General features: G+C 50.2%; 18 protein-coding genes, 1 tRNA gene and 4 pseudogenes. 18 read left to right on the forward strand and 5 right to left on the reverse strand.

Annotated elements, in window-relative coordinates:
• Window positions 1-17: 17 nt before the first annotated feature.
• From speA to DFR77_RS07070, 3 genes are all read left to right on the forward strand, one after another.
• Window positions 18-1,910: a biosynthetic arginine decarboxylase gene (gene speA, locus DFR77_RS07060; protein ID WP_003689369.1), complete on the forward strand. Its 1,893-nt coding sequence runs from the start codon at window positions 18-20 to the stop codon at window positions 1,908-1,910.
• Between the two features lie 98 nt (window positions 1,911-2,008).
• A complete protein-coding gene (gene speB / locus DFR77_RS07065; protein WP_003689368.1) occupies window positions 2,009-2,932 on the forward strand; it encodes an agmatinase in 924 nt (307 codons plus the stop codon).
• 197 nt (window positions 2,933-3,129) lie between these two features.
• Window positions 3,130-4,596, forward strand: coding sequence for a DASS family sodium-coupled anion symporter (locus DFR77_RS07070; RefSeq protein WP_003697406.1), 1,467 nt, complete (start codon window positions 3,130-3,132; stop codon window positions 4,594-4,596).
• A 203-nt stretch (window positions 4,597-4,799) separates the two neighbouring features.
• Here the strand turns inward: DFR77_RS07070 and DFR77_RS07075 are convergent, their stop codons facing one another.
• Window positions 4,800-5,876, reverse strand: a complete 1,077-nt coding sequence (locus DFR77_RS07075) for a L,D-transpeptidase (RefSeq protein ID WP_003689364.1) — start codon at window positions 5,874-5,876, stop codon at window positions 4,800-4,802.
• A gap of 63 nt (window positions 5,877-5,939) precedes the next feature.
• Here DFR77_RS07075 and DFR77_RS07080 point away from each other — a divergent pair, with 63 nt between their 5' ends.
• The 10 genes and pseudogenes from DFR77_RS07080 (at window position 5,940) to DFR77_RS07125 (ending at window position 13,165) form a co-directional block, all read left to right on the forward strand.
• The gene (locus tag DFR77_RS07080; RefSeq protein ID WP_010358890.1) at window positions 5,940-6,077 is read left to right on the forward strand and encodes a hypothetical protein; all 138 of its coding nucleotides are present in this window, start codon (window positions 5,940-5,942) and stop codon (window positions 6,075-6,077) included.
• 21 nt (window positions 6,078-6,098) lie between these two features.
• Window positions 6,099-7,241 carry an 8-amino-7-oxononanoate synthase gene (gene bioF / locus DFR77_RS07085; RefSeq protein ID WP_003689362.1) on the forward strand — a complete coding sequence of 381 codons (1,143 nt, stop codon included), beginning with the start codon at window positions 6,099-6,101 and terminating at the stop codon, window positions 7,239-7,241.
• 9 nt (window positions 7,242-7,250) lie between these two features.
• Window positions 7,251-7,898, forward strand: coding sequence for a pimeloyl-ACP methyl esterase BioG family protein (locus DFR77_RS07090; protein WP_003689360.1), 648 nt, complete (start codon window positions 7,251-7,253; stop codon window positions 7,896-7,898).
• A complete protein-coding gene (gene bioC / locus DFR77_RS07095; RefSeq protein WP_003689357.1) occupies window positions 7,886-8,668 on the forward strand; it encodes a malonyl-ACP O-methyltransferase BioC in 783 nt (260 codons plus the stop codon). Before DFR77_RS07090 ends, bioC begins: the two co-directional genes overlap by 13 nt.
• 220 nt (window positions 8,669-8,888) lie before the next feature.
• Window positions 8,889-10,326, forward strand: a pseudogene (locus DFR77_RS07100) (tetratricopeptide repeat protein).
• Between the two features lie 2 nt (window positions 10,327-10,328).
• A pseudogene (locus tag DFR77_RS07105) lies at window positions 10,329-11,427 on the forward strand (response regulator).
• An 11-nt stretch (window positions 11,428-11,438) separates the two neighbouring features.
• Window positions 11,439-11,974, forward strand: a pseudogene (locus DFR77_RS07110) (GTP-binding protein).
• A gap of 1 nt (window position 11,975) precedes the next feature.
• Window positions 11,976-12,618 (forward strand): annotated as a pseudogene (locus tag DFR77_RS07115) (peptidase M23).
• A 20-nt stretch (window positions 12,619-12,638) separates the two neighbouring features.
• Window positions 12,639-12,998: a roadblock/LC7 domain-containing protein gene (locus DFR77_RS07120; RefSeq protein WP_002212575.1), complete on the forward strand. Its 360-nt coding sequence runs from the start codon at window positions 12,639-12,641 to the stop codon at window positions 12,996-12,998.
• Window positions 12,999-13,089: 91 nt separating this feature from the next.
• A tRNA-Asn gene (locus DFR77_RS07125) sits at window positions 13,090-13,165 on the forward strand.
• A gap of 497 nt (window positions 13,166-13,662) precedes the next feature.
• On the opposite strand, the gene crgA is transcribed toward DFR77_RS07125, so the two are convergent.
• Window positions 13,663-14,574 carry a LysR family transcriptional regulator CrgA gene (gene crgA, locus DFR77_RS07130; protein ID WP_003689351.1) on the reverse strand — a complete coding sequence of 304 codons (912 nt, stop codon included), beginning with the start codon at window positions 14,572-14,574 and terminating at the stop codon, window positions 13,663-13,665.
• A 238-nt stretch (window positions 14,575-14,812) separates the two neighbouring features.
• Between crgA and DFR77_RS07140 the strand changes: the two genes are divergently transcribed.
• Window positions 14,813-15,391 carry an NAD(P)H-dependent oxidoreductase gene (locus tag DFR77_RS07140; protein ID WP_003693637.1) on the forward strand — a complete coding sequence of 193 codons (579 nt, stop codon included), beginning with the start codon at window positions 14,813-14,815 and terminating at the stop codon, window positions 15,389-15,391.
• Between the two features lie 207 nt (window positions 15,392-15,598).
• Here the strand turns inward: DFR77_RS07140 and pntB are convergent, their stop codons facing one another.
• From pntB to DFR77_RS07155, 3 genes are all read right to left on the reverse strand, one after another.
• The gene (pntB, locus tag DFR77_RS07145; protein WP_003700295.1) at window positions 15,599-16,984 is read right to left on the reverse strand and encodes a Re/Si-specific NAD(P)(+) transhydrogenase subunit beta; all 1,386 of its coding nucleotides are present in this window, start codon (window positions 16,982-16,984) and stop codon (window positions 15,599-15,601) included.
• Between the two features lie 79 nt (window positions 16,985-17,063).
• Entirely contained in the window at window positions 17,064-17,447 is a 384-nt protein-coding gene (locus DFR77_RS07150) for an MAPEG family protein (RefSeq protein WP_003689346.1), read from the reverse strand.
• 3 nt (window positions 17,448-17,450) lie between these two features.
• Window positions 17,451-18,989, reverse strand: coding sequence for a Re/Si-specific NAD(P)(+) transhydrogenase subunit alpha (locus tag DFR77_RS07155; protein WP_025456209.1), 1,539 nt, complete (start codon window positions 18,987-18,989; stop codon window positions 17,451-17,453).
• A 288-nt stretch (window positions 18,990-19,277) separates the two neighbouring features.
• Here DFR77_RS07155 and serB point away from each other — a divergent pair, with 288 nt between their 5' ends.
• The 4 genes from serB to DFR77_RS07185 form a co-directional block, all read left to right on the forward strand.
• Window positions 19,278-20,111 (forward strand): phosphoserine phosphatase SerB, encoded by an 834-nt coding sequence (gene serB, locus DFR77_RS07165; RefSeq protein WP_003693646.1) that lies wholly within the window; start codon window positions 19,278-19,280, stop codon window positions 20,109-20,111.
• A gap of 63 nt (window positions 20,112-20,174) precedes the next feature.
• Window positions 20,175-21,398, forward strand: coding sequence for a chloride channel protein (locus DFR77_RS07170; protein ID WP_003703667.1), 1,224 nt, complete (start codon window positions 20,175-20,177; stop codon window positions 21,396-21,398).
• A 160-nt stretch (window positions 21,399-21,558) separates the two neighbouring features.
• Window positions 21,559-23,139: a bifunctional phosphoribosylaminoimidazolecarboxamide formyltransferase/IMP cyclohydrolase gene (gene purH, locus DFR77_RS07175; protein WP_003698822.1), complete on the forward strand. Its 1,581-nt coding sequence runs from the start codon at window positions 21,559-21,561 to the stop codon at window positions 23,137-23,139.
• Window positions 23,140-23,867: 728 nt separating this feature from the next.
• Window positions 23,868-24,611 (forward strand): opacity family porin (locus tag DFR77_RS07185; protein WP_113852078.1); only part of this gene is annotated, 744 nt, incomplete at its 3' end.

A 24,611-nucleotide genomic window follows, 5' to 3' on the forward strand; every position in this document is an offset into this window, starting at 1 on the left:
GACGGAGCAGGTTTATTATGCCTATCCTTACCATCCGTGAAGTGTGCAACATTAATCATTGGAGCATAGGTTATTATGATGTTGACGATTCCGGCGAAATCATCGTCCGCCCCAATCCCTCGCAACACAATCAAACTGTTTCACTGCAAAAACTGACTGAAGCCGTGCAACAAAAACATCAGGCGCGCCTGCCTGTTTTGTTTTGTTTTCCGCAAATCCTCGAACACCGCCTCCGCGACATTAACCGCGCCTTTCAGACGGCACGGGAAGAGTGCGGCTATAAGGGCGGTTATTGTTTGGTTTACCCTATCAAGGTCAACCAACACCGCCGCGTCATCGAGTCGCTTATGTCAAGCGGACAACCGCATGGTTTGGAAGCCGGTTCTAAAGCCGAACTGATGGCGGTTTTGGCACACGCCGGCACCCGGCAAACATTAATCGTCTGCAACGGCTATAAAGACCGTGAATATATCCGTTTCGCCTTGATGGGCGAAAAACTGGGGCATCAGGTTTATTTGGTGATTGAGAAGCTGTCCGAAATACAAATGGTATTGGAAGAGGCGGAAAAACTCGGCATCAAGCCCCGTTTGGGTGTGCGCGCCAGACTGGCTTCCCAAGGTTCGGGAAAATGGCAGTCTTCGGGTGGGGAAAAATCAAAATTCGGCTTGTCGGCTTCCCAAGTTTTGCAACTGGTCGATATTTTGAAACAAAAAAACAGGCTGGACTGCCTGCAGCTTTTGCATTTCCATTTGGGCTCGCAGCTTGGGAACATCCGTGATGTTGCCACAGGTGTACACGAATCGGCTCGGTTTTATGTTGAGTTGCACAAACTGGGGGTAAATATCCGCTGTTTTGATGTAGGTGGCGGGCTTGGCGTGGATTACGAAGGAAACCGCACACAATCGGATTGTTCCGTTAATTACAGCCTGAACGAATATGCCGCCACAGTCGTATGGGGCATCAGTCAGGCTTGTCTCGAACACGGGCTGCCGCATCCGACAATCATTACCGAGAGCGGGCGCGGCATTACCGCACATCACGCCGTTTTGGTTGCTAATGTTATAGGCGTTGAACGTTACAAACCGCGTCGGCTGGATGCGCCATCGCCCGAAGCACCGCGTGTGTTGCACAGTATGTGGGAAACTTGGACGGATATTTCCGCCTCGCGGGAAAAACGTTCCTTACGCAGCTGGATACACGAAGGGCAGTTTGATCTTGCCGATGTGCATAATCAGTATAATGTCGGGCTGTTGAGTTTGGCGCAACGTGCGTGGGCGGAGCAACTGTATTTAAATATCTGTCATGAAGTCGGCGAATTGTTTAATGAAAAACACCGGTCTCACCGAACCATTATTGACGAATTGCAAGAACGTTTTGCCGATAAGCTGTATGTCAATTTCTCACTCTTCCAATCTTTGCCCGATGCTTGGGGCATAGATCAACTTTTCCCTGTTTGTCCTATTACCGGTTTGAATGAACCGATTGCGCGCCGCGCCGTGTTGTTGGACATTACCTGCGATTCAGACGGTACGATTGACCACTACATCGACGGCGACGGCATCGCCGGTACGATGCCTATGCCTGATTATCCCGAAGAAGAGCCGCCGTTTTTAGGCTTTTTTATGGTGGGAGCATATCAGGAAATACTCGGCAATATGCACAATCTTTTCGGCGACACTGCCACTGCTGATGTTGTTGTAAGGGAAGACGGACAATTTACCGTCATCGATTACGATGAAGGAAACACCGTTGCCGATATGCTCGAATACGTTTATCAAGATCCGAAAGAGCTGATGAAACGCTATCGCGAACAAATCGAACATTCAGACCTTCCTGCCTCGCAGGCTATGTCTTTCTTAAAAGAACTCGAAGCGGGGCTTAATGGTTATACCTATTTGGAAGACGAATAGACGCATCAAGGTATCGGATATGTCGTCTGAAGCCCGATTTTCTTACTCAAACACCAATCATCACGACCGATTGAAACCAATTACAAGGAATCATTACGATGCAATACAGCACACTGGCAGGACAAACCGACAACTCCCTCGTTTCCAATAATTTCGGGTTTTTGCGCCTGCCGCTTAATTTTATGCCGTATGAAAGCCATGCCGATTGGGTTATTACCGGCGTGCCTTATGATATGGCGGTTTCAGGGCGTTCCGGCGCGCGTTTCGGTCCTGAAGCCATCCGGCGCGCCTCCGTCAACCTCGCTTGGGAGCACCGCAGGTTTCCGTGGACATTTGATGTGCGCGAACGCCTGAACATTATTGATTGCGGCGACTTGGTTTTTTCTTTTGGCGACAGCAGGGATTTTGTCGAAAAAATGGAAGCGCACGCCGGCAAATTACTTTCTTTCGGCAAACGCTGTTTGAGTTTGGGCGGCGACCATTTCATTACCCTCCCGTTGTTGCGCGCCCACGCCCGCTATTTCGGCAAACTCGCACTGATTCATTTTGACGCGCACACCGACACCTACGACAACGGCAGCGAATACGACCACGGCACGATGTTTTATACCGCCCCCAAGGAAGGCCTCATCGACCCGTCCCGTTCCGTACAAATCGGCATACGCACCGAACACAGTAAAAAATTGCCTTTTACTGTGTTGTCCGCCCCCAAAGTCAATGAAGACAGTGTTGAAGAGACCGTCCGTAAAATCAAAGAAACCGTCGGCAATATGCCCGTTTACCTGACTTTCGACATAGACTGTCTCGACCCGTCGTTCGCCCCCGGGACCGGTACGCCCGTATGCGGCGGCTTGAGCAGCGACAGGGCATTAAAAATCCTACGTGGGCTGACGGATCTCGACATCGTCGGTATGGATGTTGTAGAAGTTGCCCCCTCTTACGACCAATCCGACATTACCGCTTTGGCCGGCGCCACAATTGCCTTGGAAATGCTTTACCTTCAAGGTGCGAAAAAGGACTGAACGTCCGGCATCCCCCGGGTTTTCGCCGTGCCGTTCAAACGGCGTATTCAGTCTAATGAAAATTCAAATACTGAAACAAAAGTTGCCCGGAGCCGCATATCGGAAAGACGGTGAAATATCGTAATATAACTTATAAAACAATTAGTTAAATATTATTTTTCCGATTTTTCGGGACGGTCTTTTTTACGGAGGTCAATATGATGAAATTGGGTTTCAAACCGATACCCCTCGCCATTGCCGCAGTATTGTGCGCCCTGGTTTTGGCACTGCCCGTACCCGACGGGGTCAAGCCTCAGGCTTGGACGCTGCTGGCTATGTTTGTCGGTGTGATTGCCGCCATTATCGGCAAGGTTATGCCGTTGGGCGCGCTGTCGATTATTGCCGTCGGGTTGGTCGCAGTAACCGGCGTAACCGCCGACAAACCGGGCGCGGCGATGAGCGATGCGTTGAGTGCGTTCGCCAATCCGTTGATTTGGCTGATTGCCATCGCAGTTATGATTTCGCGCGGTTTGCTCAAAACAGGGCTGGGGATGCGTATCGGATATTTGTTTATCGCCGTTTTTGGAAGAAAAACGCTGGGCATCGGTTACAGTCTCGCTCTTTCCGAACTGCTGCTGGCTCCCGTTACCCCTTCCAATACCGCGCGCGGCGGCGGCATTATACATCCGATTATGCAGTCGATTGCCGGCAGTTACGGCTCCAATCCCGCAAAAGGCACAGAAGGCAAGATGGGTAAATATTTGGCTTTGGTCAATTATCATTCCAATCCCATTTCGTCGGCTATGTTTATTACTGCAACTGCCCCCAACCCTTTAATCGTCAACTTGATTGCCGAAAATTTAGGCAGTAGTTTCCGTCTTTCTTGGGGGGCGTGGGCGTGGGCAATGGCTGTTCCCGGCGTTATCGCCTTTTTCGTTATGCCTTTGATTTTATATTTTTTGTATCCGCCTGAAATTAAAGAAACGCCCAATGCTGTTCAATTTGCCAAAGACCGTCTGAGCGAGATGGGTAAAATGTCGGCAGACGAAATCATTATGGCGGTCATTTTCGGTATCTTGCTGCTGTTGTGGGCAGATGTTCCCGCCCTTATTACCGGCAATCACGCTTTTAGTATCAACGCCACCGCCACCGCATTTATCGGATTAAGCCTGCTTTTGCTTTCCGGTGTATTGACTTGGGACGATGTTTTGAAAGAAAAAAGCGCGTGGGATACGATTATTTGGTTTGGCGCATTGATTATGATGGCCGCATTTTTAAATAAACTCGGACTGATTAAATGGTTCTCCGGAGTGTTGGCGGAAAGTGTCGGCGGTTTGGGCGTTAGCGGCACGGCTGCGGGCGTAATCCTCGTGCTTGCTTATATGTATGCGCATTATATGTTTGCCAGTACTACTGCACATATTACCGCTATGTTCGGCGCATTTCTCGCTGCTGCCGTTTCACTGAATGCCCCGGCGATGCCGACCGCGCTGATGATGGCGGCCGCATCCAACATTATGATGACCCTCACTCATTATGCGACCGGTACTTCACCTGTGATTTTCGGCTCGGGCTACACCACAATGGGAGAATGGTGGAAGGCGGGTTTTGTCATGAGCGTAGTCAATTTTCTGATTTTTTCCGTTATCGGCAGCATTTGGTGGAAAGTTCTGGGATATTGGTAAAGGGAAAAATAAATTTCCAATCTGTGTTTATTTGATTGGGCGACTATTATCGTGAAATATGCCGTCTAAAGCCTTCAGACGGCATATTTGTGCGCTTGGATGTTGCAGAAAGCGGCAGGGCGGCGGTGTAGGAAAAGCCAAACAAAAACCAAACCGCCTGTCAACTTCTGATAAACATAAGTATTAAATAATCAGAAGGTTATTCAATTACCTAAACGCAAATTCCCCTGCCGTATCACATCTATTGAAAATAATACATCAACCGGCTCGGAAGCAGCCTGATCAGGTGATTCTACTTGCGGCGATGAATCGGCAGCCGGTTCGGTATAGGCAGTCGGCGTGCCGTCGGATTGGGTATTTAAATGCGCTTGTGCCTCGGGCGTGTGTACATCAGGCACTTCGGGCGTGCGTGTCTCGGATACTTCGGCAGAGTTGGTTTCCTCAGTTTGTTCAATGACTTCAGCTTGGCTGTATGAGGAAGAACCCTGTATCCACGCCAGCGATTTGAGCGGCATCTTCATCTTGCCGTTTTTGCCGCAGGTCAGACAGACGGCCGATCCGGTGCGGTCTTTGAGTACGGCATCGACTTTCTCGGGCGCGATGGTTTTGCCCTGTGTTTTTGCCCATTGCCCGATGCTTTTTTTCAGGGAGGCGGTGTCAAGGTTGTTCTTACCGTAAGGGTCGCGGAAGGCGGCAAGCCACAGGTTGCGATCCGCATCTTCATTGAGGCCCGCCATTTGATAGATGACGGAGGCGGGCGAGCCGGTGGCGATGGTTTTGGCAAACTCGAGCGCGTCGGGCGATTTCATGCGGACGCAGCCGTGACTCCGGATGCCCGGGACGCTGGCCGGTGCATTGGTTCCGTGTATGCCCAAACCGAGTTTCGGGTCTCCTAAGCGGACAAAAACCGGCCCCAAAGGGTTGTCCGGGCCGGCGGCTATGGTTTTTACGCCGTCGCCGCGTTCTTTCTGTATGGATTTTGGGATGTGCCAAACAGGGTTATAGGCTTTCGCCCCGATTTTATGTTCGCCTAGATTGGTTTGTGTCATCGCCCGACCTACTGCAACGGGATAAACCTTGGTCAGTTTGCCGTCGGTGTAGAGGAACAGGCGTTGCTGAGGGATGTTAATGAAGACATGTTGACCTTGTGCGACGGGGGAGACATCGGGAATGACGGTGTTTGCGTATGAAAAACCGCTTATCAATAGTGCGGCAGTGCGGCAGATTGTTTTATTCATATCAAAATATGGTGTGTGTCCGATAGGTTTTCGGCAAATCATACCTGAAACCGTACCAATTTGTGCGAAAATATGCGCTTCGGTACAGTGCGGACGGATTGGGTAATGGCAACGGAAACAAATATCGCGGAAATTTCCGCCTTGGATTATGAAGGCAGGGGTGTGGCAAAGGTCGGCGGCAAAACGATTTTCATTAAAGGGGCATTACTTGATTGTTTGATGCTGGGTTGCTTCAGGCTTTAACTCAGGAATATTTACATCATAATGAAAGTTTTTAGACAACAGCTTGAACAACTCGGCGCGCAAAATCAATATCGTTCGATTCCGGATTTGATTCATCAAGGGCGGTATATTACGCGGGAAAACCGCAAAATGCTGAATATGTCGTCTAATGATTATTTGGGGTTGGCATCAGATGAAAACTTACGCCGGTCTTTTTTGCAGCAATACGGCGGTAATTTTCCCTCTTTTACCAGTTCTTCATCACGTTTATTAACGGGCAACTTTCCTATTTATACCGATTTGGAAGAGCTTGTCGCACAACGTTTCCAACGGGAAAGCGCGTTATTGTTCAACAGCGGCTATCACGCCAATCTCGGTATTTTGCCTGCTTTGACGACGACGAAAAGTTTGATTTTGGCAGATAAATTCGTTCACGCCAGTATGATTGACGGCATCCGTTTGAGCCGGTGTGCGTTTTTCCGTTATCGTCATAATGATTATGAACATTTGAAAAATCTGCTTGAAAAAAACGTCGGAAAATTTGACCGCACTTTTATCGTTACCGAATCTGTTTTCAGTATGGACGGCGATGTGGCGGATTTGAAACAGCTTGTCCAATTAAAAAAACAGTTTCCCAATACTTATCTTTATGTGGATGAAGCCCACGCAATCGGTGTTTATGGGCAAAACGGATTGGGGATTGCCGAACGGGATAATCTGATTGCCGAGATTGATTTATTGGTCGGCACTTTCGGTAAAGCCTTAGCCTCGGTGGGGGCGTATGCCGTCTGCAACCAAGTATTGAAAGAATGTTTGATTAATCAAATGCGCCCATTGATTTTTTCAACCGCATTGCCGCCGTTTAATGTGGCTTGGACTTATTTTATTTTTGAACGATTGCCGCAATTCTCAAAAGAAAGAAGTCATCTTGAGCAGTTAAGCGCATTTTTACGGCGGGAAGTGGCGCATCGGACGCAAATAATGCCGAGCGAAACCTGTATCGTCCCCTATATTTTAGGCGGGAATGAAGCCACCCTTGCCAAAGCGGAATATCTGCAAGGTCAGGGTTATTATTGCCTGCCCATCAGACCGCCGACAGTACCAAAAAACACATCCAGAATCCGCCTGTCTTTAACTGCCGATATGACAACGGATGAAGTGCGGCAGTTTGCGGCGTGCCTGTAAGGATATGATATGAAAACAAAATTTTACAATCATCAAGGCGAACATTTAATCCTGTATTTTGCAGGTTGGGGAATGCCGCCCGATGCTGTAAATCATTTGATTTTGCCGGAAAATCACGATTTATTGATTTGCTATGATTATCAAGATTTAAATTTGGATTTTGATTTTTCCGCCTATCGGCACATCCGTTTGGTGGCGTGGTCAATGGGCGTTTGGGCGGCAGAGAGGGCATTGCAAGGAATAAGATTAAAATCCGCAACGGCAGTGAATGGCACAGGTTTGCCTTGCGATGATAATTTCGGTATCCCTTGCGCCGTTTTTAAAGGCACATTGGAGAATCTCACAGAAAATACTCGTTCAAAGTTTGAACGTAGAATCTGTGGCGATAAAGCATCTTTTGAAGATTACCAACAATTTCCCGCCCGTCCGTTTGACGAAATTCATCAAGAACTTACCGCACTTTTTGCGATGATCGGGCAAGATAGGCGTACAGATCTTATCCGCTGGACAAACGCCTTGTTCGGATCGGGCGATAAAATTTTTATTCCTGCCAATCAGCACCGATATTGGACACCGCGTTGCACCGTTCAAGAAACAGACGGCGGGCATTACCTGTTTTCAAGATTTACCCATTGGTCGGCACTATGGAATCACTGACTGCCATAAATAAACCGCGCATTCGGCAGGCTTTCCAAAAAGCATTAAGCGATTATGACAGGCACGCCTTAATCCAACAAAAAATGACGATTAATCTAATCGCGCATTTGCAAGATTATTTGCCGGATATGCCATTGGAAAACGTGTTGGAATTGGGCTGCGGCTCAGGAATGTTGAGTGCCTTGCTGCAAAAACAGATTTCAGCGAATTATTGGTTATTTAATGATTTGTGCGATGTACGAAGCCGACTGGCTGAAAAATTGCCTCAATCCTTTGATTTTTATTGCGGCGATGCGGAAAACTTTCCTTTTCAACGACAATTTGACTTAATCGCAAGCGCATCTGCCGTGCAATGGTTTCACCAACCCGACGCTTTTATCGCCCATTGCAAAACAGGCTTGAAAACAAACGGATTATTGGCGGTTGCGACCTTTGGCAAAGACAATTTAAAAGAAGTCCGCCAAATCACAAATATAGGCTTAAATTACCCGACTTTATCCCAATGGCAGGCTTGGTTAGCCAAAGATTTTGAGCTTTTATGGTGTGAGGATTTTAAGGTAATACTAGACTTTGATACGCCGTTAGATGTACTCAAACACCTTAAATATACAGGCGTTACCGCCACGAACCAAAAAAATTGGACAAGAAAAAATCTCAATGGATTTATTGGCGATTACTTGTCGGCGTTCGGTATGCCGTCGGGCAAAGTGCGCCTGACTTATCATCCGTTATTTTTTATCGCGCGCCACTCTGCGGCGGGCAGGCAATAAGGCAGCTTATGGGCAAAGTTATTTTTATATCGGGTATTGATACTGATGTGGGTAAAAGGTAATATGGCGAGCCTTATGCAGAAGGCATATTGTCAAACGTTAAATTATGGTATGATTTAAAATTTACAAGTCTATTTCAGTAAATCGTTAATAATAAAAGCGGACAATTGGCCGTTGCAGGCGGTCAGCTATCCGCTCGTTACGGTATCGGGGGTTTCCTTTGGAAAACTCATTAATTATCGGTCTGGCACTGGCGGTATTGCTGATGCTTTTGGTTATGCGTGCGAAGCAGGGTAAGAAAACACCGAAGCGCAAATCCCAAGGTGTCGGCAATACGCAGGGGCAGCCGCCCGGAAGCAATGATTCGGACTGGGTCGATCAGACTTGGTCAATCGGTTTCAGACGGCACGCAACTCGACTGGTCTTGGAACGAAAGTGCCGAGACCGCATCCGCCGCCGTATCCGCGCAAGAAGTCGATCCGCTTACGGAGTATCAGGTTTATAAGCAATTCGGTTATCAGGGCAAGGCTGCCGAATCTTTGGCTGCCTATCTGGACGGCATTCCGGATGGTGAAGCGAAACCTGAGAACCTTATCCGCGAGCTGATCGATATCAATCTCGAAGTGGGGGATGTCGATGTTTTGGCAGACAATCTGCAAAAATACGGCAGACTGATTCCTTTCGAACTTTTGGCAAAATATATCGAACAGGCATTACAGCGAGATTCAAACCATTTGCGTATCCGCGTCTTGGCGGAAGAAGGTTTGGGATAGGGCACTCAGGAGATTGAAAAACGTGCGGAAGGCGGTTCTGCGACGGCAGCTTCCGCATCGCCCCCGCCGGATGTCGGCGGTAAGGCTTATGGAGCCGAAGAAATCAAGCGCATCCCGATTGTGCGGGGCAAAAAAGACGTGTCCGGAATCAGCCAAGAGAAAATCGGTGCGATTGCCGGCCTGGTCCGCGCCGATCAAGGTGCGAAAATCCTTAAAGACAAAGTCAGCTACGAAACGGCATCGAAACAATACGACCGTGCCATCCAAACTTCCGAAAAACCTGCAAACCTGATTATCGATGCGTTGAAACTCGATTACCAACACGCGGACATAGACCGTTTTGCCGGACATTTGTGGAAACTTTACCAAACGTTGGGCAACTACGGCAGGCAGGTTAAAGAGCGGATGCTGGGTTAGGGGTACAGCCTGGGTTACCATGAAGTTTTCGATGATTTGGAAAAGGGGCCGAACGATCGGCAAATCAAAGACATCGGTATGAGGCACGGGTATCTGCCGAAAAATATACAGAAATTCAAAGCGCAACATCGGGATTTGGTGCTTCAAGATTCTTCGTTGATCAACACTGGTTCGTCTCCGGCAGACGATGCGGTTAAAGAAGTAGAGTCGTTGCTGATGTATGGTCAGATTGAAGCGGCAATGGATGTGTTGGAGCAGGCGGTATTGAAATATCCCGACGAATCCCAGCTTTATATTACGTTGATCGATATTTATGAACGTACTGAAGATTGGGATAGGTTGGGGCAGTTTTTAAGGGTATTGAGGGAACGTGCGGACAGGCTTCCTGAAGAGGTCGTTATGCTGATGAGCCGGCTGCTGCAGCGTATGAATCAAAATATTAAAAAAATAAAACGGTACGGAAAATAAAAATGGAAGTTCAACTGCCGAAAATTAAAACAGTACGCGTAATGTTGGCGGGGATGACGGCGCAGCAGGAATCCGTTTTCAAAATGGCATTCAAAATGCACAATACCACCCGTTATGAAACAGTATCCCCTTCAGACGGCAGTGCCGTGCCCGATTTGGTTTTGGCGGATACCGATGCCGAGGGCGGTTTTGAACTTTGGAAAGAGCTTGCCGGGCGTTATAAGGCTATACCCGTCGCCGTCTGTTCGGAGAAAGTTCCCGATTCTGAAGTTCCCTACCTGCCCAAACCGATTCGGTTTGAAACATTGTTTCCTATGCTCCGCAAGTTATTGCAGGGCGAGAATGTTTATGGGAAATCGTTTATTGCACCCGCAGACCGGTCGGCGAAAAACAACGGGAATGTGCAGCGTACGGTTACGATACGCCAGTTTAACCCGAATAAAGGATTATTGGGGGCGTTGCGGTTTGCGGAAAAGAACAGGCAGGACATCGCTATCTTGCATGGAAATAAGCCGGTCCTTAATTGTTTTCCCCTCGATACAACGGGTTTTGCTGACAGAAAGTGTGTAAAAACTCGAAGAATTGTGCAAAGACGAAAATTTGCAGGTCAGTTGCAAGACTGTTCCCGATAACTCGCAATGGCGCGAAAAGGCTAAAGTAGGCATTATGTCCTGTATGTGGCAGTTTTCCATTTGGACGGCGCAGGACAGGTTGATTTATCCGATTTTTCCCGATACTCCGTTTACGTTGAAATCTTGGCCAAACCTGACCCGGTAGGCAAATGTGCCGGGGTCGATACGCTTGTCGGCATTTTTGACCAAGGCATCCGTCAACCTTAACGTGTTGTATAAAGTGATGCCTTTAAACCTCAATGATATTCTGAATTATCTTGCGGCAACCTATACAACCGGGTTTTTGTCGGTAGATTTGAAAACGGTTTCACAACAGGCATACTCCGATATGGCGGATAAAATAAATATCGGGGCCGATTCTGCTTCTGATAGTGAAATGATGAAAAAAGCGGAAAAAATCACGACACCATCCCAATCCCAGTCGCGCGGCCTTCTGCAAAGACTGATGAAAAAACTGTTGGGCAGCTAAGAGGCGGAGAGATGAGAGAAAATAAAATTATTTTCACAGGACCTGTCGGCGTAGGGAAAACCACTGCCATTGCGGCTATTTCGGACGAAGCACTCGTCCAGACCGATGCTTCCGCATCCGACATGACTTTGGATAGGAAAAGGAATACGACAGTGGCGATGGACTACGGGCCATCAGCTTGGATGAGGATACCAAAGTCCATTTATATAGTACGCCCGGTCAGGAACGGTTCAACTTTATGTGGGAAATCTTAAGCCAAGGCAGTATGGGTTTGGTATTGCTTTTAGATAATGCCCGAACCAACCCGTTGAAAGATTTGGAATTCTTTTTACATTCGTTTCGAGGGCTGCTGGAGAAGGCATCCGTCGTTGTCGGTATTACCAAGATGGATATACGCTCTCAGCCCGGTATCGACGTGTATCACAAATATCTTGCAAAACATAATCTTAATGTTCCGGTTTTTGAAATTGATGCCCGTAAGGAAGATGACGTAAAACAATTGGTTAGCGCAATGTTATTTTCTATTGATCCGGGACTGGAGGTTTAATATGGAATCAACACTTTCACTACAAGCGAATTTATATCCCTGCCTGACTCCTGCCGGTGCATTTTATGCCGTATCCAGCGATGCCCCCAGTGCCGGTAAAACTTTGTTGCGCAGCCTGTTGAAAGCGGATGCGGACGAAGTGGTCAGCAGTGAGAAGCTGCTCGCGGGCGGACACCGCCGACATCGATACCGCTTTGAACCTGTTGTACCGTTTGCAAAAACTCGAATTCCTCTATGGCGATGAAAACGGTCATTCAGACGGCATCAATTTGTCGGACGAGCAATTGCCGTTGCTGATGGAACAATTGTCCGGCAGCGGTAAGGCATTATTGGTCGATCGGAACGGTCTGTATCTTGCCAACGCCAATTTCCATCATGAGTCGGCGGAAGAGTTGGGGTTGTTGGCGGCAGAAGTCGCACAGATGGAAAAGAAATACCGGCTGCTGATTAGGAACAACCTGTATATCAACAATAACGCTTGGGGCGTTTGCGATCCTTCCGGTCAGAGCGAATTGACATTTTTCCCATTGTATATCGGTTCAACCAAATTTATTTTGGTTATCGCCGGCATTCCCGATTTGAGCAAAGAGGCATTTGTTACTTTGGTAAGGATTTTATACCGCCGTTACAGCAACCGCGTGTAAAACTTGGGACAGGAGGGATTATGCAGCAATTATTGATTTCAATCCTTGAAGATTTAAATAATACATCTACGGATATTATCGCGTCTGCCGTTATCTCAACCGACGGATTGCCGATGGCGACAATGCTTCCTTCACATTTGAATTCGGACAGGGTAGGGGCGATTTCTGCCACTTTGCTTGCTTTGGGGAGTCGCTCGGTGCAGGAACTCGCCTGCGGGGAATTGGAACAAGTGATGATTAAAGGAAAATCAGGCTATATCCTTTTAAGTCAGGCGGGTAAAGATGCCGTGTTGGTGCTGGTGGCAAAAGAAACCGGCAGACTTGGTTTAATCCTATTGGATGCCAAACGTGCGGCAAGGCATATTGCGGAAGCCATATAACATATAAAGATTGCGGGCTTGCAGATAAGTGCAATCGATTGTCAATTTATATTGACACGTTCGGTATTTCTGTTTTATTATTCGCGTTTACTCCCCGATAGCTCAGTCGGTAGAGCGACGGACTGTTAATCCGCAGGTCCCTGGTTCGAGCCCAGGTCGGGGAGCCAAATTCCAAAACCCTCTAAGTATTTTCTTAGAGGGTTTTGTTTTACCGGCGGTCAGAAACGCATTTTTGAGATGATTGTTTTGAGATGGAATAAAATCTTTGCAAAATTCCTTTCGTGATGGTTATGAAAAATAAATTTCTAAAGATTTAATTGGTTATTTTTATAATTTTGAAATTTATCGGTTTTGTAAAGGTCTCGGGATAAGCAATTTCGGTCTTCGGCGCGTCTTTTACGCCAAACCCATAAGAATTTTGAGGGTAATCTTCATCGTTTTGCCTGAATTGCCGACGCAAAGCGATTTATCGGCGGTTGTGTTTGAGCGTTTGATTGCAGCTTGCCCAATCTCAAATATTTCTAAATACCAATTGAAATTCAATATTTTATAAAAACACTGATTTGGAACGAACAGATTTATAAAAATTCCGTGTATCCTTGAGTAAGGGAGTTGATTGAAAAGACTTGTTTGATTGATGATGAAGAATAAGTTAATTAATGTCTTATTTGGTATTCGTTCTATTCATATTTTTTCCCAGTTCCTTCACTAAAAAATCCAAAAATACGCGTAAGCGGAGGTTGACGGCTTTATCGCTGTAATAAACAGCATTAAAGGGGTGTGTTTTATTGGAGGTTTGTTCGGCGAATAGGGGAATTAACTTTCCTTCAGTGATGTCGTTGTCAACCAAAAAATCTGATAAGCAAGCAATACCGCAACTTGAAAGGCACAACGAGCGTAAGATTTCACCGCTGCTGGCGGTAAAGTGCGGTGAAATTTTATAGGGATTTCCCTGCGCATCTAAAACCGCCCATGTATTTAGAGAACCGGGTTCTGTGAAGCCTAAACATTGATGGTTGGCAAGATCTTCTGCAGATTGTGGCGTGCCGTGTTTTGCTAAATATTCAGGACTGGCGACTACGCGGAAGTGGCTGTCAAACAGATGGCGTGCACGCAGCCCGGAATCGTCCAATTCTCCGGCCCGTAAGGCAATATCGACTTTGCGTTCAATCAGATTGATATAGCCTTCGGAAGAAACGAGCGAAAGTCGGATATGCGGATAGCGTTCGTTGAATTTTGCTGCCAGCGGCGCCAGCAGATGCAGCACCATCGGCATCGCGGAATCCACGCGCAACACGCCTTGCGGTACTTCGTGCACTGCCAGCATTTCGGTTTCCGCCGCTGCCATTTCTTGCAGGATTCTCTGCGCGCGGCGGAAATATTGCGCGCCTTCTTCCGTCAGATTGAGTTGCCGCGTGGTGCGGTTGAGCAGGTTCACGCCCAACTTTTCCTCCAGCCGTTTGACGATGCGGCTTACGGCAGAATTTGCCATCTCCAACTGCTCCGCCGCACGGCTGAAGCTGCCGCTTTCCACCACTTGAACAAATACGGTCAGTTCTTCTGAATTGGTTTTCATCGTGTTTCCTTTTCGGTTGGAACCCCACCCTTTAGGGCGGCAGGATCAGACTTTATTTGGGAAGGGCGTAACCCCTTCCCAATCAGGACGGCACATAGGGAGACGATTTATGTGTCATCCCGTGTGTTGAAACATCTGATTATTCCATTTGACGCAAAAGTGTTTTCTTATTTTTGCACTTTTAAATCATAAAGTAAAACGGTACAATACATTCATCAATTCACAAACGAGGTAACAAATGAATATTTTATTATTAGACGGCGGCAAAGCGTTCGGACATTCTCACGGCGGGTTAAACCACACGCTTCACAAAAAAGCGAAAGAAGTTTTGACCGCGCTCGGACACAATGTTCAAGAAACCGTGATTGATGCCGGCTATGATGTTGAGGCGGAAATCGAAAAATTCGTTTGGATGGATGCTGTGATTTGGCAGATGCCGGGCTGGTGGATGCACGAGCCTTGGACAGTGAAAAAATATATGGACGAAGTCTTTACCGGCGGACACGGCAAACTCTACCAAAGCGACGGCAGACACCGCGTCAATCCGACTGAGGGCTACGGCACAGGCGGCTTGTTGCAAGGCAAAAAACATATGCTTTCACTGACTTGGAATGCGCCGATTGAAGCCTTTACCCGCGAAGGCGATTTCTTTGAAGGCAAAGGCGTTGATGTTTTGTATATGCACTTCCACAAAGCCAACGAGTTCATCGGCTTGAGCCGCCTGCCGACATTCTTATGTAACGATGTGGTTAAAAATCCGCAAGTGGAAAAATACTTGGCAGATTATCAGGCACACTTGGAAAAAGTGTTCGGCTAATTAAAAATCCATCTTCAACACGGAGATGGATTTTGTTTGTTTCGTTGATTTTGTGTCAGTTTCAGATGTGGGTGCTTATCCGGACGGGTCGTCTGAAAATGTTTGCCCCAATGCAAAAAAATCACTGCAAACCTTCACAAACGGGGCTGGTAGTGATTTTTTCAAATCAAACAGATTGAAAACCTGCGCCGAATTGTTCAGACGGCATTATTTTTTCAATTCCGCCAAAATCCCGTCAACGGTTTTCTTCGCGTCGCCGAAACACATCACGCTGTTTTCGTTGAAGAACAGCGGGTTTTGTACGCCTGCGTAGCCGGTGTTCATCGAGCGTTTCAATACGACGACTTCTTTTGCCTTCCATACTTCTAAAACCGGCATACCTGCAATCGGGCTGTTCGGATCGGTTTGGGCGGCAGGGTTGACGGTATCGTTCGCACCAATCACCAAGACCACATCGGTTTCGGGGAAGTCGTCGTTGATTTCGTCCATTTCCAAAACAATGTCGTAGGGGACTTTGGCTTCGGCGAGCAGTACATTCATATGACCGGGCAGGCGGCCGGCGACGGGGTGGATGCCGAAGCGTACTTCGATGCCGTTTTTACGCAAAAGCTCGGTGATTTCGGCAACGGGGTATTGTGCCTGCGCCACTGCCATGCCGTAGCCCGGGGTGATAATGACGCTGCTTGCGCCTTTCAGCATTTCGGCAACATCGGCAGCTTTGACTTCTCGGTATTCCTCTATCTCTTGGCTGCCGGAAGACGATATGCCGCTGTCGCTGCCGAAACCGCCGGCAATCACGGAAACAAACGACCGATTCATGGCTTTGCACATAATGTAGGACAGAATTGCGCCGCTTGAGCCGACCAGCGCGCCGGTAACGATGAGCAGGTCGTTGGAGAGCATAAAGCCTGCCGCTGCGGCCGCCCAGCCGGAGTAGGAGTTGAGCATAGATACGACCACGGGCATATCCGCGCCGCCGATGGAGGCAACCAAGTGCCAGCCGAATGCGAGGGCGATCAGGGTCATAATCAGAAGGATGAAGCCGCTGCCGTCAATGCCGACAAATACGAGCAGCAACACAAACGATACGGCGAGCGCCAGTGCGTTGAGCTTGTGTTTGGCGGGCAGTTGCAGCGGGCTGCTGCTGATTTTGCCGTTGAGTTTGCCGAATGCGGCCAGTGAGCCGGTAAAGGTTACCGCGCCGATGAAAATGCCCAAATAGACTTCGACCAGATGGATGGTGTGCATATCGTGCGAAACGTTGCCCGGCTCGATGTAGCTGTTGAAGCCGACCAAAACGGCTGCCAAGCCGACGAAGCTGTGCAGAAGTGCAATCAGTTCGGGCATTTCGGTCATTTCTACTTTTTTGGCTTTGTGGATGCCGATTGCCGCGCCGATGAGCATGGCGATGATAATCCAGCCCAGTCCGTGGGTATTGTCGGAAAAGACCGTTACGAAGAGGGCGACCGCCATACCGGCGATACCGGAATAGCAGCCCCGTTTGGCGGTTTCCTGTTTGGACAGCCCCGCCAGTGAGAAGATGAATAAAATTGCGGCAACGATATACGCCGCTGTTACGAGTCCTGAAGACATGGAAATTCTCCGATTTTCGATGATTTGTTTTCAATACCGTCTGAAAAATTGACGTTCGTGTTTTCAGACGGCATCTGTTTCAAGCAGCCGCGACAAACAGTCCGACGGTGCAGGCAAATCCGCCCGCCCACATCAGCGAGCGCAATGCTGCTTTGTCTGCGATGTAGCACCAGATAAAGGCGAGGCGGAACAGGATGAACAATCCGGCAAGCGTGTTGACGGTTGCTTGTCCGGCATTGCCGGTTGCGTGTGCCGTCAAAACGGCGGCGGCAAACGGTGCAAAGGCTTCAAAACCGTTTTGCTGCGCGGCGTGGGCACGGGCGGCTGCGCCTTGCGTATGTGCCAGAAAACCGCGAGGATTGTGGTTGTCTTTAAACCGGAATCCGCCCGCTTTTTTGGCATACGCCGCACAAAAAAGCGGCAATAGGCAGGCAATCAGAATGCACCAATAGGCGAAAGTCATGGCTTACCCTTTCTTAAACATATTCAGCATACGCCGTGTAACCGCAAAGCCGCCGAAGATATTGATGCCGGCAATCAGGATGGCAACAAACGACAGCAGCGAAACGAAGCCGTTGCCCTGACCGATTTGCAGCAGCGCGCCGACGACGATGATGCCGGAGATGGCGTTGGTTACCGACATCAGCGGTGTGTGCAGCGAGTGGCTGACGTTCCAAACGACATGGTAGCCGATGACGCAGGCGAGGACGAAGACGATAAAGTGGTTCAAGAATGCTGCGGGTGCGACCGCGCCGACCCACAGCACCAATACGGCGGCGATGGCGGCGGGCGCGAGTTTTTTCCACAGGGGAACAGGTTTCGGCTCGGGCTTGGCGGCAGGCGCGGCTTTTTCAGACGGCGTTTGCTGCGGCCGGGCGGAAACCTGAATCGGCGGAGGCGGGAAGGTGATTTCACCGTCGCGGGTAACGGTCATATTGCGGATAATCACGTCTTCGAAGTCCAGCGTGATTTCGCCGTCTTTGTTCGGGCTTAACAGCTTGGTCAGGTTCACCAAGTTGGTGGCGTAAAGCTGGGAAGACTGTCCGGCAAGGCGGTTTGCCATGTCGGTGTAGCCGATGATTTTCACGCCGTTGCCGGTTACGGACAATTCGCCCGGTCGGGTGAGTTCGCAGTTGCCGCCCGTCGCCGCCAAATCGACGATGACGGATCCGGATTTCATGCTTTCCACCATTTCTTTGGTAATCAGCTTGGGAGCGGGTTTGCCCGGAATGGCGGCGGTGGTGATGATGATGTCCACTTCTTTCGCCTGTTCGGCAAAGAGCTTCATTTCGGCGGCGATAAATTCGTCGCTCATCACTTTGGCGTAGCCGTCTCCGCCGCCGCCCGATTCTTGCAGGAAGTCGAGTTTCAGGAACTTACCGCCCATCGATTCGATTTGTTCCGCCACTTCCAAGCGGGTATCGAACGCGCGCACCACTGCGCCGAGCGAATTTGCCGTACCGATTGCCGCCAAACCCGCCACACCTGCACCAATCACCAAAACCTGCGCAGGCGGCACTTTGCCGGCGGCGGTGATTTGACCGGTGAAGAAACGGCCGAAGGCGTTGGCGGCTTCAATCACGGCGCGGTAGCCGCTGATGTTTGCCATTGAAGACAAAGCGTCCAAGGCCTGAGCGCGGGAAATGCGGGGAACCATGTCCATCGCCAGCGCGTTGACTTTCTTGGCGCGCAAGGCCTCGACCAAAGCTTCGTTTTGGCGCGGCCACAGGAAGCTGACGATGGTTTGACCTTCTTTGAGCAGCGGCAGCTCGCCTTCGGACGGCGCGTTGACCTTATAAATTAAAGGGCAGGCCCAAACCGCCGCTTTGTCGGCAACGGTTGCGCCTGCTGTTTGGTAAGCGGCATCGTCCAAACTTGCCGCCAAACCTGCACCGCTTTCGACAACGGTTTCAAAGCCTAGTTTGCCCAGCAGGGCAACGGTGGCGGGCGTGCAGGCGACGCGGGTTTCGCCGGATAATGACTCGCGTGGGATACCGATTTTCATCTCTGAATCCTTTTTCGGGTTGTTCATATGTATCGTGGGTTAAATTTAAATCGGTGCAGGGCGGAGCAACGCCGTACCGGTTTAAAACCGATTCACTTCAAATGTTAATATATTTTAGATAATCCCCTTATAACGAATTTTCATCAGGCTGGCAATAGTTGCGCATTTTCCCGTGTTGTCCGACACATACTGCCGTTTGCGTTTGAAGTCGTTTTCCGATTGCAGGCACGCCCGCCGTAACATTCTTTGCCGTTTCACTATATAATCCGCATTTTTTGAGCCGCCGTTATGCCGCAAGCCCTCGTCCTCCAATTTCCCTCCGCCGAAGCCCTGCCTTCCGACTTCCCCTCACGCCTGCCCGAACCTGATTATGCTGATGAAAAGCGTATGCGTTTTATTGTTGAAGAAGGATTTTCTTTAAGCGAAAAAGACGCGGCGTTACTGGACAGCCGTCAAATCGACCACGCCGTTTTGCCCAATATGGCGTTTGGCGAACTCGGGCTGATTGTCAGCGATATGGATTCGACGCTGATTACCATCGAATGTATCGATGAAATTGCGGCAGGTGTGGGTTTGAAAGGCAAAGTAGCGGAAATTACCGAGCGCGCCATGCGCGGAGAGTTGGATTTCGGACAGTCTTTACGCAGCCGCGTTGCGTTGTTGGCGGGATTGGACGAACAGATTTTGGCGGACATTTATGAAAACGTTTTGAAGCTCTCGCCCGGTGCGGAATTTTTGTTGGACGAATGCAAAAGGCACAATGTGAAATTCCTGCTGGTGTCCGGCGGGTTCACGTTTTTTACCGAAAGGCTGCAACAACGGCTCGGCTTCGAATACCAACACGCCAATATTTTGGAAATTGAAAACGGCAGGTTGACCGGCCGTCTGAAAGGCAGAATCATCGACGCGCAGGCAAAGGCGGATTTATTGCGCGAATACCGCAGCCGCCTCGGATTGCAGCCGCATCAGGTGTTGGCGATGGGCGACGGTGCGAACGATATTCCGATACTCAAAGAAGCGGGCATAGGCGTGGCTTACCGCGCCAAACCGAAAGCGCGGGCCGCCGCCGATGCCTGTATCAACTTCGGCGGTTTGGAGCGTGTACGCGGCCTGTTCGGATAGGCGGATAGGAAACGGATGCCGTCTGAAAGGTTTTCAGACGGCATTTGAACGGCAGGAACGACAGTGGGACGCAGAAAACTTTGGTTTGCCCTGGCGGCAGCAGGCGTTATCGGCGGTTTGGTCGGCATTGTGCTGACGGAACTGATGCACTTCATACGGCATACGGCATACGGTTATGACGCGGACGGTGCGTACATCTCGTTCCGCGAAGGTGTGGCACAGGCTTTCGGTATGCGGCGCGTTGCCATGCTGACGCTGTGCGGCGCGATCGCAGGCGGCGGCTGGTGGCTGCTCAAACGTTTCGGCAAGCCGCAAATCGAAATCAAAGCCGCCTTGAAGCAGCCGTTGCAGGGGCTGCCGTTTCTGACGACGGTTTTCCATGTTCTGCTGCAAATCATAACGGTCGGACTCGGTTCGCCGCTCGGACGCGAAGTCGCCCCGCGTGAAATGACTGCCGCGTTTGCTTTTGCCGGCGGCAGGCGGTTGGGTTTGGACGAAGGCGAAATGCGCCTCTTGATTGCCTGTGCGTCCGGAGCGGGTTTGGCGGCGGTGTATAACGTGCCGCTCGCCTCCACGCTGTTTATCCTCGAAGCGATGTTGGGCGTGTGGACGCAGCAGGCGGTTGCCGCCGCATTGCTGACTTCCGTCATCGCCACCGCCGTCGCGCGCATCGGCTTAGGCGACGTGCAGCAGTATCATCCCGCCAACCTTGCCGTAAATACTTCATTGCTTTGGTTTTCCGCCGTCATCGGCCCGATACTTGGCGCAACCGCCGTCTTTTTCCGGCGCACCGCCCAAAAATTCCCCTTCATCAAGCGCGACAATATCAAAATCATTCCCTTGGCCGTCTGTATGTTTGTACTCATCGGTGTGATTGCCGTTTGGTTTCCCGAAATTTTGGGCAACGGCAAAGCAGGCAACCAACTGACTTTTGGCGGTTTGACCGGCTGGCAATACAGCCTTGAGTTGACCGCTGTCAAATGGGCGGTCGTTTTGATGGCGCTGGCGGCAGGCGCATACGGCGGACTGATTACGCCGTCTATGATGCTCGGCAGCACCATTTCTTTTGCAGCCGCCGCCGCGTGGAACAGCGTCTTCCCCGAAATGCCGTCTGAAAGCGCGGCAGTCGTCGGAGCGGCGGTGTTTCTCGGCGTATCGCTCAAAATGCCGCTGACCGCCATTGTGTTCGTATTGGAACTGACCTACGCGCCGCTGTCCCTGCTGCTGCCTTTGTGCATCGGCATGGCGGGGGCATTGGGAACATCGGGAAAAATGGGCTTCAAATGAATGCCGACAAATGCCGTCTGAAAGGTTTCCAGACGGCATTTCTTTGTAAATTGTCAACAATATCTGCAAAAACCTACTGCCAAAAAACTGAAAATAGCGGATAATACCGCCCCGAAAAAGATCCCCTTTCACCATCCAACCGTCAGAAAAGGAAGCCCCAATGTCCGTCATCAAACGCGCCCTGATCAGCCTGTCCGACAAGGCAGGCGCGGTTGAATTTGCCCAAAACCTGCACAAGCTCGGTGTCGAAATCCTCTCCACCGGCGGCACGGCGAAACTGCTTGCCGGTGCGGGCGTTCCCGTGATTGAAGTCGCCGACTACACCGGTTTTCCCGAAATGCTCGACGGCCGCGTGAAAACCCTGCATCCGAAAATCCACGGCGGTATTTTGGGTCGGCGCGATTTGGACGAACACGTCGCCAAGATGGAAGAGCACGGCATCGGCAACATCGACCTTGTGTGCGTCAACCTCTACCCCTTCGCCGCCACCATCGCCAAGCCCGGCTGCACACTGGAAGACGCAATTGAAAACATCGACATCGGCGGCCCGACCATGGTGCGTTCCGCCGCGAAAAACTGGAAACACGTCGCCATCGTTACCGATACCGCCGACTTCCCCGCCATTGCCGCCGAACTCGAAGCCAACAACGGCGCGTTGAGCGACAAAACCCGTTTCAACCTCTCACGCAAAGCATTCAGCCACACCGCCCAATACGACGGCATGATTTCCAACTACCTGACCTCCCTTTCAGACGACGTTTTGAGCGGCCAGCCCCAAATCGGCGAATTCCCAAGCCGGTTCAACCAAAGCTGGATTAAAGTGCAAGACATGCGCTACGGCGAAAACCCGCATCAGCGCGCCGCGTTTTACCGCGATATTGACCCCGCCGCAGGCAGCCTTTCCGCCTACAATCAACTGCAAGGCAAAGAATTGTCTTACAACAACATCGCCGATGCCGATGCCGCTTGGGAAGCCGTCAAATCCTTTGACGCGCCCGCCTGCGTGATCGTGAAACACGCCAATCCGTGCGGCGTAGCCGTTGCAGCCGATACCTTGACCGCCTACAAACTCGCCTACGCCACCGACACCACCAGCGCGTTCGGCGGCATCATCGCCTTCAACCGCGAAGTCGACGGCGAAACCGTCAAACAGATTACCGACAACCAATTTATGGAAGTCCTCATGGCGCCGAAGTTTACCGCCGAAGCCCTTGAAATCGCCGCCGCCAAGAAAAACGTGCGCGTATTGGAAGTGCCGCTCAAAGCAGGTGCCAACCGCTTTGAACTCAAACGCGTCGGCGGCGGACTGTTGGTACAAACGCCCGACATCAACCGCATCAACCGCGCCGATTTGAAAGTCGTCTCCAAACGCCAACCGACCGAGCAGGAATGGAACGATTTGCTGTTTGTCTGGAACGTCGCAAAATACGTCAAATCCAACGCCATCGTCTTCGGCAAAGGCGGCCAAACCTACGGTATCGGCGCAGGCCAAATGAGCCGCGTGGACAGCACCCGCATCGCCGCCCGCAAAGCGCAAGATGCCGGTCTCGACCTCAACGGCGCATGTGCCGCTTCCGATGCCTTCTTCCCATTCCGCGACGGCGTGGACGTGATTGCCGAACAGGGCATCAAAGCCATCATCCATCCGGCAGGCTCGATGCGCGATCAGGAAGTTTTCGACGCGGCGGACGAACACGGCATCGCCATGGCGGTAACCGGCATCCGCCACTTCCGCCATTAAGGCAGACGAACAAGGCAATGCCGTCTGAAGGGTTTTCAGACGGCATTTTTGCGCTATTTACCGTAATCCTGAAATCCCGTCATTCCCACGCAGGCAGGAATCTAGATGAGAATCCATCCTGTCAGAAATACCCGAATCGTCAGGAATACCCGTGTCATCATTTCCGATACACCGTAATTCCAAAACCCGTCATTCCCGCGCAGGCGGGAATCCGGATTTGTCCGCGCGGAAACTTATGCGCCGCCATTCCCGCGAAGGCGGGAATCCGGACCGTTCGGTTTCGGTTATTTCCGATAAATTCCTGCTGCTTTTCATTCCTAGATTCCCACTTTCGCGGGAATGACGAAGGAGTGGGAATCCGGTTTTTGAGTTCCGGCCATTTCCGACAAATTGCTTTGGCATTGGATATTTCCTATTTTAATCCACTATAGTGGATTAACTTTAAACCAGTACGGCGTTGCCTCGCCTTAGCTCAAAGAGAACGATTCTCTAAGGTGCTGAAGCACCAAGTGAATCGGTTCCGTACTATTTGTACTGTCTGCGGCTTCGCCGCCTTGTCCTGATTTTTGTTAATCCGCCATATCCGATCGCCGCACCGGAATTTTAAAAAATAAATACATTTTTTAACAAAACAAATCATATCCCGGCAAAACAAATCTGATAAAATGCTTGGCGTTTATTAACAATCTTTTTAATAATTTAATCTTAGATATTCGGAGTTGATATGCATACGGCCGACAAAAAACTTCTCTTCTCTTCTCTTCTCTTCTCTTCTCTTCTCTTCTCTTCTCTTCTCTTCTCTTCTCTTCTCTTCTCTTCTCTTCTCTTCCGCAGCGCAGGCGGCGGGTGAAGACCATGGGCGCGGCCCGTATGTGCAGGCGGATCTGGCTTACGCCTACGAACACATTACCCGCGATTATCCCGATGCAGCCGGCGCAAACAAAGGCAAAATAAGCACGGTAAGCGATTATTTCAGAAACATCCGTACGCATTCCATCCACCCCAGGGTGTCGGTCGGCTACGACTTCGGCGGCTGGAGGATAGCGGCAGATTATGCCCGTTACAGAAAGTGGAACGACAATAAATATTCCGTCGACATAAAAGAGTTGGAAAACAAGAATCAGAATAAGAGAGACCTGAAGACGGAAAATCAGGAAAACGGCAGCTTCCACGCCGTTTCTTCTCTCGGCTTGTCCGCCGTTTACGACTTCAAACTCAACGATAAATTCAAACCCTATATCGGCGCGCGCGTCGCCTACGGACACGTCAGACACAGCATCGATTCGACCAAAAAAACAACAAAGTTTCTTACCTCCTCCTATGGTGGCTTAAACCCTACGGTTTATACTGAGGAAAATACGCAAAACGCCCATCACCAAAGCAACAGCATCCGCCGCGTGGGCCTCGGCGTCATCGCCGGTATCGGTTTCGACATCACGCCCAACCTGACCTTGGACACCGGCTACCGCTAC

The organism is Neisseria gonorrhoeae (assembly GCF_003315235.1).
GTDB lineage: Bacteria > Pseudomonadota > Gammaproteobacteria > Burkholderiales > Neisseriaceae > Neisseria > Neisseria gonorrhoeae.